The organism is Bacillota bacterium (assembly GCA_030705925.1).
Lineage (GTDB): Bacteria > Bacillota > Clostridia > Oscillospirales > Feifaniaceae > JAUZPM01.
In genome coordinates this window covers 37,432-46,217 of the sequence record JAUZPM010000009.1, presented here as the reverse complement: position 1 = coordinate 46,217, position 8,786 = coordinate 37,432, and the positions used below count along the sequence as shown (strand labels likewise).

Genomic DNA, 8,786 nt, shown 5'->3' with positions numbered 1-8,786 from the left:
ATTCTTAATGAGAATTATTTTATGCGGTGCGTTAAAGGAAAGGTTGCCAGTAGAATCAAGAAAGTCTTCTAGGCTGAAATTCATATCAGTATACTCGGTCGTGTTGAACTCGTCCCGTTTACCGACCAGTTTTTTTGAAATGGCTTTCAAATAATAGTCTTTTAAATAATCCTCGCTGCCATAAAACAGATAAACAGGCATAAAATCTCCGCTTTTCAGCTGTCTGTTCAAAAGTTCTACTGCAGAAACCTTGTCATAAGCCATTTTATTCTCCCCATTTGATTTGATAACTTCCGTCTCCGTTTGTTAAAAAGGAAACTGTCCCGTTTTGAAGTGTTGAATACACCCTGTCTGTATAACGTCTGATACGTTCAAGCGCTTCAGAGTTAGGCAGGTTATAATTGTTTTCACCTACGCTTATGACCGCCGCTTCCGGCGTTACAGCCTGCAAAAAATCGTTGCAGGAAGAAGTGTTTGAGCCATGGTGTGAAACCTTAAGTATATCTGCGTCCAGCAGTCTTCCGCTGTTTACAAGCTTTCTTTCGTCTGACGATGGAATGTCACCGGTAACTACAATCTCACTGTCCCTGTAGTCTGCAAAAACGACAAGAGAATATTCATTTAGATTATCAGATACGCCGTCATCAGTATTGTATATGTATAAATTCACCCCGTCAAGCGCAGAAAAACTTTTGTCCGAATCCACATTGATAACTTTAGTATTGTTTTCAATCGCCGCCATCTCTGCCGCCTTGCCGTATTCAGTCGTATCGTAATGCGGACTTAGGTAAACGGTAGAAACCGGCATCATTTCAATAAGATCATCAAGTCCGTTTGCATGATCTTTATGAGGGTGCGTCATAATGACAGCCTCTATTCGTCTTATTCCGTTTTTCCTAAGAAACGATGCTACTATACCGCCGGGGTTTGAAACGTTGCTGCTACCGCAGTCGACCACAACCGCGCTTGTCCCCTTCATCAGAACCAATGCATCTCCCTGCCCAACGTTAACCGCCGAAAAAACGAGATCTCCGTCCGCCCCTATCGGACGATATGATATCGAACTGAAAATAATAATAAAAGCCAAAGCGAGAATAGGAACAGTAATACGCGCGCCGTTTTTTCTGAAAATCATATATAGAGTGCCCATTGCTGCTGTAAACAAAATGATTATAAGTGCATCACGGTAATTCGTATAAAGCTGCGCATACGGGATGTCAGCAATAAGCTTTATCATCCACAGCGTATACTTTGACAACATATCTATTAAAAACCCTATTAAAAATGCTAGTCCGCCTATTTTAGCAATAACGGCAAAAAGCACGGAAAGCAAGAATATCCCCTCAACTGCCCATAAAACCGCTAAATTCGCAAGCGGGGCGCAGAGCGAGAAATTTCCAAACTGGTATGCCGAAACCGGAGTAGTAAATAATACTGCGGCAAGCGTCGCCGCAATCGAATCGGCAAAAGCATTAACGATTCTCTGTGGCAGGAAAGGAATTGACAGAAATTTTCTTAAAGCTGTTCTCAGGTTGACCCCGAGAGTCATAATTCCGAAAACTGACAGAAACGAAAGCTGGAATCCAACATCTGCGGCAGAGTACGGGTTTATTAGCAGTATTACTGCAGCGGCAAATGAAAGCGAAGTGAAAACTTCTCCCTTTTTACCGAAAACAATCCCAAAAAGCATCACAAACGACATTACACCAGCTCTCGTAACAGAAGGTGAAAAGCCGATCACCGCCATAAAAAACAAAACTGCCGCCGAAGTTATAACCGCTGATACGCGCCGCGGCACGCCAAGCGCAATAAATATAAACGCAAATATTCCTGTAAGAAAAGTTATATGCATTCCGGAAACAGCAAAGGCGTGGGTAATACCCGTTCTTGCGAACAGGTCTTTCCACGCCGCGGAAAATTCAGTTTTATCACCGAGCAGTATGCCCTTGGAAAGTGCTCTTCCGTTCTGTGATTTTATGCTGTTAAGCGCATTCAGTGTGTAAATGCGCACCTTCACAGCATAATACATTAAGGATCTGAGTCCGTGTGACTTGGTCACATTAAACGTGTTGCCATTGTCATAGAGGGTCAAGTAAATACCCTTCGAGCGGTAATAAGCCCTGCTGTCAAAGCTGTTATCACTTGAATCGGGCATTTCCGGCTTTCCCGAAAATGTAACAAAATCTCCGACAGATGCATTTACAAACTTCGGGTCGGCATAAACATACAGCTTGAAATGAACCTTTTTACTCTTCTTATCCTTTTCGACTTCGGATACGTTTACGATATACCGCGCGATTTTGCCAAACTGCTGCGGCATATCTGCTATCCTGCCATTAAAGTTTACACTCTGTGAAGACAGGTTCAAAACAGGCTGATAAAAAAGCATATTGAATGCCGCAAACCAGATAAAGCCGAAAGCCAGACATAAACATATTGCCGCTGAATTTTTATATTTTACAATAACGAAAACAGCAGAAAAAATCAAAGCAGCCGCCGCCAAAACGGCCGCAATCCTTACCCCTGTTAAATTTGCGGCGACTACTGCCACCGTAAAAGCCATGCAAAATATAAAAAGCGGCTTTTTCATAAGAAGCTATGCTTTTCTTATAATGCCCATCGGGGTCTGCTGTCCCGACTGACCGAGCGGGTTGTCCTTAAGAATTGCAACAAGTTTATTTTTATCCATCGACGGATCTGAAACGCCGAGTATTTTTCCTTTTAAATCGTTGATATCAACTATTGCAGTCTGAACGCCGATGCGGTCCGCAACTGATTTTGCTACTTCATCCGGCTTATCCGGGCCTAAAACGACGCATTTGTTATAAGGCGGCAATGTGTAAGGGGTAGGGCCGTCGATCGATTCAGCACGGTCGCCCGCTATCTTGTAAAACCAGCCTCGAACGCCAAAAAGCTTTCCTATCGCAGAAATGAACGCCGCAAACATGATGCGAAGTGTGCCGCACTCCTGAAGCGCCATCTCCATCGTTTCCGGGATGCCCAGTCCTATTCCGTAGGGAGACTTATATACAAATTTCGTAAGGAATTTTGCAAGTGGGCGCGGATGTATTTCCGTCAGCGGTATTGCACGTTTTTGTGAACATGCGACGGACTTTTCGCTTATAAACACTATGTCGCCGGGCTGCAGATGTTCTTTAACATACTTCTCAGCAATATCTGCAATAACATCATTCTCTGTTACAACACTTGTGCGGACAGGCAGACGGAGATATTTAACGCCGTCGACCTCGATAATATCTTTTTTGCCTTCGTTAGGTTTTATTTCAGCCATTTCTTTCTCCTCTACTTATTGATTATGAGCGGCAGTTCCTCAAGATATATTATATCTTCTCTTTGAACTGCATCGCCCTCAGCGAGTATAGCCATTTTCCCGGCAACAGTTCCGCCGGCTTGTTTTATAAGCTTTTCAACAGCTTTAACAGATTCGCCTGTGCTAATAACATCATCCACGATAAGCACACGATTGCCCTTCATCAGATTGACATCCGCCTCGTCTATATAAAGAACCTGTTTCTTAGCAGTGGTTATTGAATGAAGCTCGACAGAAAAAGGATTTTTCATATAAAGCTTTGGCATCTTGCGCGCAACTATATATTTGTTAACACCCATCTGGCGAGCCATTTCATGTATAAGCGGAATTCCCTTTGATTCAGCGGTTATCATGATATCATGCTCGGGAACTTTTTTGATAAGCTCGCGTGCGCATGACACTGTCAGTTCAACATCGCCGAAGATTACAAATGCTGCAATAGAAAGCTCATCGCTTATTTTGCATATTGGAAGGTCGCGCTTTAAACCGGCGACGTTAAGTGTATAGAAAGAGTCCATTAGATTTTCCCCCGTTTATTTATTTGAAAGGATGTGAAAATGCAAGTGTTTAACAGTCTGCCCCGCCTTTTCGCCACAGTTGTTTACCACCTGGTAATTATCGGTCACTCCGGCGTCTTTAGCAATCCCCGGTATAACCTCGAAGACGTGTTTTACAAAGTCGGAATTTCCGGCGTCGATATGGTCGGCGCTTTCGATATGGCATTTTGGCACAACAAGGATATGCACCTTTGCAAGTGGATTGATGTCATGGAACGCAACGACCTTATCATCCTCATAAACCTTGTTTGAAGGGATAGACCCGTCGATTATTTTGCAGAAAATGCAGTCTGACATAATGTCCCTCTCCTTATTTCAGCATTGATTTTACAAGCTCAGCCGCCGCCCCTAGCGCGTCAGTCAGCTTTTCGGCGTCTTTGATGCTGCCCATTGCGCTGTCCGGTCTTCCGCCGCCGCTGCCTCCGGTCAAAGCCGCAAGCTCTTTAACAAGATTTCCGGCCTTTATGCCCTTTGCCACTGCGTCTTTGCCGCAGGATACGACGATACTGCCTTTTCCGTCCTTCACTCCCGCAAAAACAGCAACGCTTGCTGGATATTTATCCTTCGCGGCATCGCCCATAGTACGAAGGGCTGCTCCGTCAGCATCGACACGGGCCGCCGCGACAAGTATTCCTCCGATGTTGGCGGCTTTTTTCATGATATCGTCCATCTCGCCAGCTGCAAGCTTTGCCTTCATGCTGTCAAGCTCTTTTGTCAGTTCCTTGGTTTCAGCAACCAATGTGGTCGCTTTATGGGCAATATCCGCTGTTCCCGATTTGAGAGCAGATGCGGTTTCGTCTATCAGCTGTTGCTTTTCTTTTAATATCTCGAGAACTCCAAAACCTGTGGTTCCCTCGATACGACGTACTCCTGACGCAACAGAAGATTCGCTCAAAATCTTGAAAAGCCCGACTCGAGCGGTGTTTCTGACGTGGCAGCCGCCACAGAATTCTGTTGATACATCACCCATTCTAACGACACGGACAACACTGCCGTATTTCTCACCGAACAGCGCCATAGCGCCGAGTTTTTTAGCCTCGTCTATCGGCATTTCACTGATATCCACCTCAAGTCCGGCAAGTATAGACTCATTCACGGCGTTTTCAACATTCTTGATCTCTTGCTCGGTCATAGCTGCCATATGTGTAAAGTCAAAACGCACACGGTGTTCGTCTACATATGAACCGGCCTGTTCAACGTGTGTCCCAAGCTCACGGCGAAGTGCTGCCTGTAAAAGGTGCGCGGCTGAGTGGTTTCTCATAATCGCGCGACGGCGTGAAAGATCGAAAGCCGTATTAACAGTGTCGCCGACCATAATTGACCCTTCAGTCACTTCACCGAGATGCAGGAACCTGCCGTTAACTTTCTTGCAATCGGTAACGGTAACTGTCGCGCCGTCTTTAGTGATAACACCAGAATCCCCAACCTGACCGCCGCTTTCGGCATAAAACGTTGTCCTGTCAAGAAGCAGCGTAACCATGTCGCCCTCTCCTGCTGCCTCTGCAATCTCATTATCTTTGATTATTGCGAGGATCTTGGCATCAGTCTTCTCTTCTGCATAGCCAACAAAATCAGTCTTTATTCCCTTGTCAAGCTTTGAAAGTACGCTCTCGCTCCAGCCCGCGTCGCCCATTGCGGCACGTGCGGCTCTTGCGCGCGCTTTCTGCTCAGCCATCATTTTGTTGAATCCGTCTTCGTCAACTGTCAAACCCTGCTCTTCCATGATCTCACGGGTAAGATCGATAGGAAATCCGAATGTATCATAAAGCTTAAATGCCTTTTCTCCTGAAATTTCATTAACATTTTCTTTCTTCATTTCAGAAATATAAGCGTTCAGAATATTAAGACCCTGATCGACCGTTTCGTTAAAGCGTTCTTCTTCCAGAAGTATTATCTTCTTTATATAATCGCGTTTTTCCACAAGCTCCGGATATGCGCCGCCGTAATTTTTGATTACTGTTTCGCAAACTTTGCTCAAGAACGGCTTGTTTATGCCGAGAAGCTTTCCATGCCTTGCCGCACGGCGCAGAAGTCTGCGCAGAACATAGCCTCTCCCCTCGTTAGAAGGGATGACACCGTCTGCTATCATAAAGGTCGTGCCTCTCACATGGTCTGTAATGACTCGCAGAGAAACGTCCTTCTTCACGTCTTCCTTATATTTAATACCTGCATACCCGGAAACCACCTCGCATATTTCGGCGACAGTGTCCACCTCAAACAGGTTATCGACGCCCTGCGAAATGCAGGCAAGTCTCTCAAGTCCCATTCCGGTATCGATATTTGGATGGGCAAGGCGTGAATAATTGCCTTTGCCGTCGCTGTCAAACTGAGTGAACACAAGGTTCCAGAATTCTACATATCTGTCGCAGTCACAGCCTACGGCGCATGTGTCCTTGCCGCAGCCGTATTCTTCGCCGCGGTCAAAATATATCTCAGAGCATGGGCCGCAGGGACCTGTCCCTATCTCCCAGAAGTTATCCTCACGCCCAAGACGGACAATATGATCAGGCGAAACACCGACCTCTTTTGTCCAGATGTCAAAGGCCTCGTCGTCATCCTCATAAATTGAGACCCAAAGCCTGTCTATAGGCATTTCCATAACTTTGGTGCAGAACTCCCAAGCCCAAGCCGTAGCTTCTCTTTTAAAATAGTTTCCGAATGAAAAGTTTCCGAGCATCTCAAAAAACGTTCCATGACGGGCAGTTTTTCCGACACGCTCGATATCGGGGGTTCTGATGCATTTCTGACATGTCGTGACCCTGCGGCTCGGCGGCTCAGCCTGTCCGGTGAAAAAGGGCTTAAGTGGCGCCATGCCGGAATTTATGAGAAGCAGACTGCTGTCACCCTTAGGCACCAGCGGAAAAGACGGCAGCCGGTAATGTCCCTTGCTCTCATAAAAGCTCAAGAATTTTTCTCTTATCTCATTCAACCCTAATCGCTGCATTTATGTTTCTCCTTTATATAAATCGATTTTTACAAAAATAAAAACTCCTGTCCCCTGAAACAAGGGACGAGAGTTCATCACGCGGTACCACCCTAATTGCACACAAATGTGCCACCTTTAAGGGCTTAACGCGCCCAAAAACGTCTTTTCTTTATAGGAAAAGCGGCTCTCAAATCAGCATTCACCGGCCGTTTCGCGAGCGGTCTTTCAGCCTGGAACCGCCTCTCTGCCGCGTACACTGCCCGTTACTCCATTTGTCATAGCCTTATAAATATTTAACAGAAATATATTACTACTGTTATCCAACATTGTCAATGTCTTTTATATCTGCGATCCGGTTTGCGATCTGCCTAAACGCCGGAGCTGCGGCAATTGACCCGCTTTTTCCGTTTTCAACAAGCACCACGATGGAATACTGCGGATTTTCAGCAGGATAAAAGCCGGCAAACCACGCATGTGTGACCGGATCTCCGTTCTCCTTCCATCCCGTTTCAGCGCTTGCAGTTTTTCCGCCAGCGCCCCCTTCTCCCGGTGTCGCCGTCGTACCGGTTCCGCTTTCGCAGGTTTCTACCATAAGCTGCTGTATACGCTGTGCAGTTTTTGCTGAAATAACCTTTCTGTCTTCTGTTTTAGCTTCATAGGGGACATAGCTTCCATCCTTATTTAAAAAGCCTTTTACAAGCGAAAGCTTAGGCTGCACGCCATTGTTTGCAACTGTATTAATGATCGACAAAACGTCCAAAGGAGTTATTAGGATGTTGCCCTGACCTATTGCCGTATTCGCAACAAGGAAATCCGGAGCATCCTTCAAATGCACAGGAAAAGAGTTTTTGCCGCTTACCATACCTTCCGCAAGTGTCGTGCGTTCGTTCAGTCCGTATTTATCAATCATGTCGACAATTGGGTTGAGTCCCAGTCTGAGAGCCGCATCTATAAAAAATGGATTACAGGATGATTTGAACGCATCATCAAGTCCAACTACACCGTGTCCGTTCTTTTTGTGGCAAGAAAAAGATCGCCCGTCTACTATTATCTCACCATTGCAAAAATGTTTCCGTGTTTCGATATCAGAGCCCGATTCAAGTGCGGCTGATGTCACTACTATCTTGAATATAGAGCCAAGGTTATACTGTGAAAGGCATCGGTTTACAAGCTCACCGTTCTTAGAATTCAAATAATCACCCAAATGATCTTTATCAAAATTCGGGCGGCTCACCATTGCCTTTATTTCCCCAGTCTTTACATCCGAGACCAGTATGGCTCCTTTTGCAACATAACTGTCTGCGGCCTTTTCGGCGACTTCCTGAATATCCTTGTCAATTGTCGTTATAATGCCTGACTCGTCATAATAATGCTCAGAAAATAATGAGACAGGTGTTCCTTTCAGCTGAATGTTGCCGGCATTAACCGAAGTAACCCCGTAAATCCGTCCTCCGCTTTGAGATAAAAATCGATCGAACGCTTTTTCAAGCCCGCTAACTCCAACGCCGTCTGAATTTGTCGTTCCGATTATATGGGAAAGCAGCCCGCTGTTATCCTGTTCACGGGTTTTTATAACGGTGATGCCCGGCTGTTCATCCGGAATCTTCCATAAACGTATGGTAAACGGCTTGCCCTTTTTGATCTTTTCATCAATATCGCTTGGTTTCTCGTCGGCATATGAGGTAAGAAGTTCCAAAAGCGCATTTTTATCCTGAAAAAACGCAGGTTCAACAAGAGCTGCATACCCATCTTTATCATAGGTCAGCTCTTTTAAATTGCAGTCGTAAATAATACCCCTGCGGCGAGCGATATCAAATATATATTCCTGCTGACTGACGGCTTTCTGCGAATACATGTCGCCCTGAGATACAGTAAGAATATAAATCTTCATAATAACTATTCCAGTTACTAAAACAAAAAACCAAAACAGTCCGGTGACTCTTTTTTCAAACAAGCTTCTTTCCTGCCTTTA

7 protein-coding genes and 1 other annotated feature are annotated in these 8,786 nt (G+C 45.3%); all 7 genes read right to left on the bottom strand.

The genetic code is table 11. From position 1 onward, the window contains the following. The coding region (locus Q8865_02775) for a hypothetical protein (protein ID MDP4152352.1) at nucleotides 1-264 on the bottom strand (264 nt) is incomplete at its 3' end. Between the two features lies 1 nt (nucleotide 265). Beyond that, nucleotides 266-2,590, bottom strand: coding sequence for a DNA internalization-related competence protein ComEC/Rec2 (locus Q8865_02770; protein MDP4152351.1), 2,325 nt, complete (start codon nucleotides 2,588-2,590; stop codon nucleotides 266-268). 6 nt (nucleotides 2,591-2,596) lie between these two features. After that, entirely contained in the window at nucleotides 2,597-3,292 is a 696-nt protein-coding gene (locus Q8865_02765; protein ID MDP4152350.1) for a coenzyme F420-0:L-glutamate ligase, read from the bottom strand. Nucleotides 3,293-3,303: 11 nt separating this feature from the next. Beyond that, nucleotides 3,304-3,849, bottom strand: a complete 546-nt coding sequence (locus tag Q8865_02760; GenBank protein ID MDP4152349.1) for a phosphoribosyltransferase family protein — start codon at nucleotides 3,847-3,849, stop codon at nucleotides 3,304-3,306. A gap of 15 nt (nucleotides 3,850-3,864) precedes the next feature. After that, nucleotides 3,865-4,185, bottom strand: a complete 321-nt coding sequence (locus Q8865_02755; GenBank protein MDP4152348.1) for a histidine triad nucleotide-binding protein — start codon at nucleotides 4,183-4,185, stop codon at nucleotides 3,865-3,867. A gap of 13 nt (nucleotides 4,186-4,198) precedes the next feature. Beyond that, nucleotides 4,199-6,832, bottom strand: coding sequence for an alanine--tRNA ligase (alaS, locus tag Q8865_02750; GenBank protein MDP4152347.1), 2,634 nt, complete (start codon nucleotides 6,830-6,832; stop codon nucleotides 4,199-4,201). A 59-nt stretch (nucleotides 6,833-6,891) separates the two neighbouring features. Next, nucleotides 6,892-7,102, bottom strand: a binding site (T-box leader). Nucleotides 7,103-7,130: 28 nt separating this feature from the next. Continuing rightward, the gene (locus Q8865_02745; GenBank protein ID MDP4152346.1) at nucleotides 7,131-8,768 is read right to left on the bottom strand and encodes a penicillin-binding protein 2; all 1,638 of its coding nucleotides are present in this window, start codon (nucleotides 8,766-8,768) and stop codon (nucleotides 7,131-7,133) included. Nucleotides 8,769-8,786: the final 18 nt, after the last annotated feature.

Bases quoted from the DNA above. Each gene is read 5' to 3' on its own strand.
- Q8865_02770 (MDP4152351.1), bottom strand. From the start codon at position 2,590: ATGAAAAAGCCGCTTTTTATATTTTGCATGGCTTTTACGGTGGCAGTA.
- Q8865_02765 (MDP4152350.1), bottom strand. From the start codon at position 3,292: ATGGCTGAAATAAAACCTAACGAAGGCAAAAAAGATATTATCGAGGTC.
- Q8865_02760 (MDP4152349.1), bottom strand. From the start codon at position 3,849: ATGGACTCTTTCTATACACTTAACGTCGCCGGTTTAAAGCGCGACCTT.
- Q8865_02755 (MDP4152348.1), bottom strand. From the start codon at position 4,185: ATGTCAGACTGCATTTTCTGCAAAATAATCGACGGGTCTATCCCTTCA.
- alaS (MDP4152347.1), bottom strand. From the start codon at position 6,832: ATGCAGCGATTAGGGTTGAATGAGATAAGAGAAAAATTCTTGAGCTTT.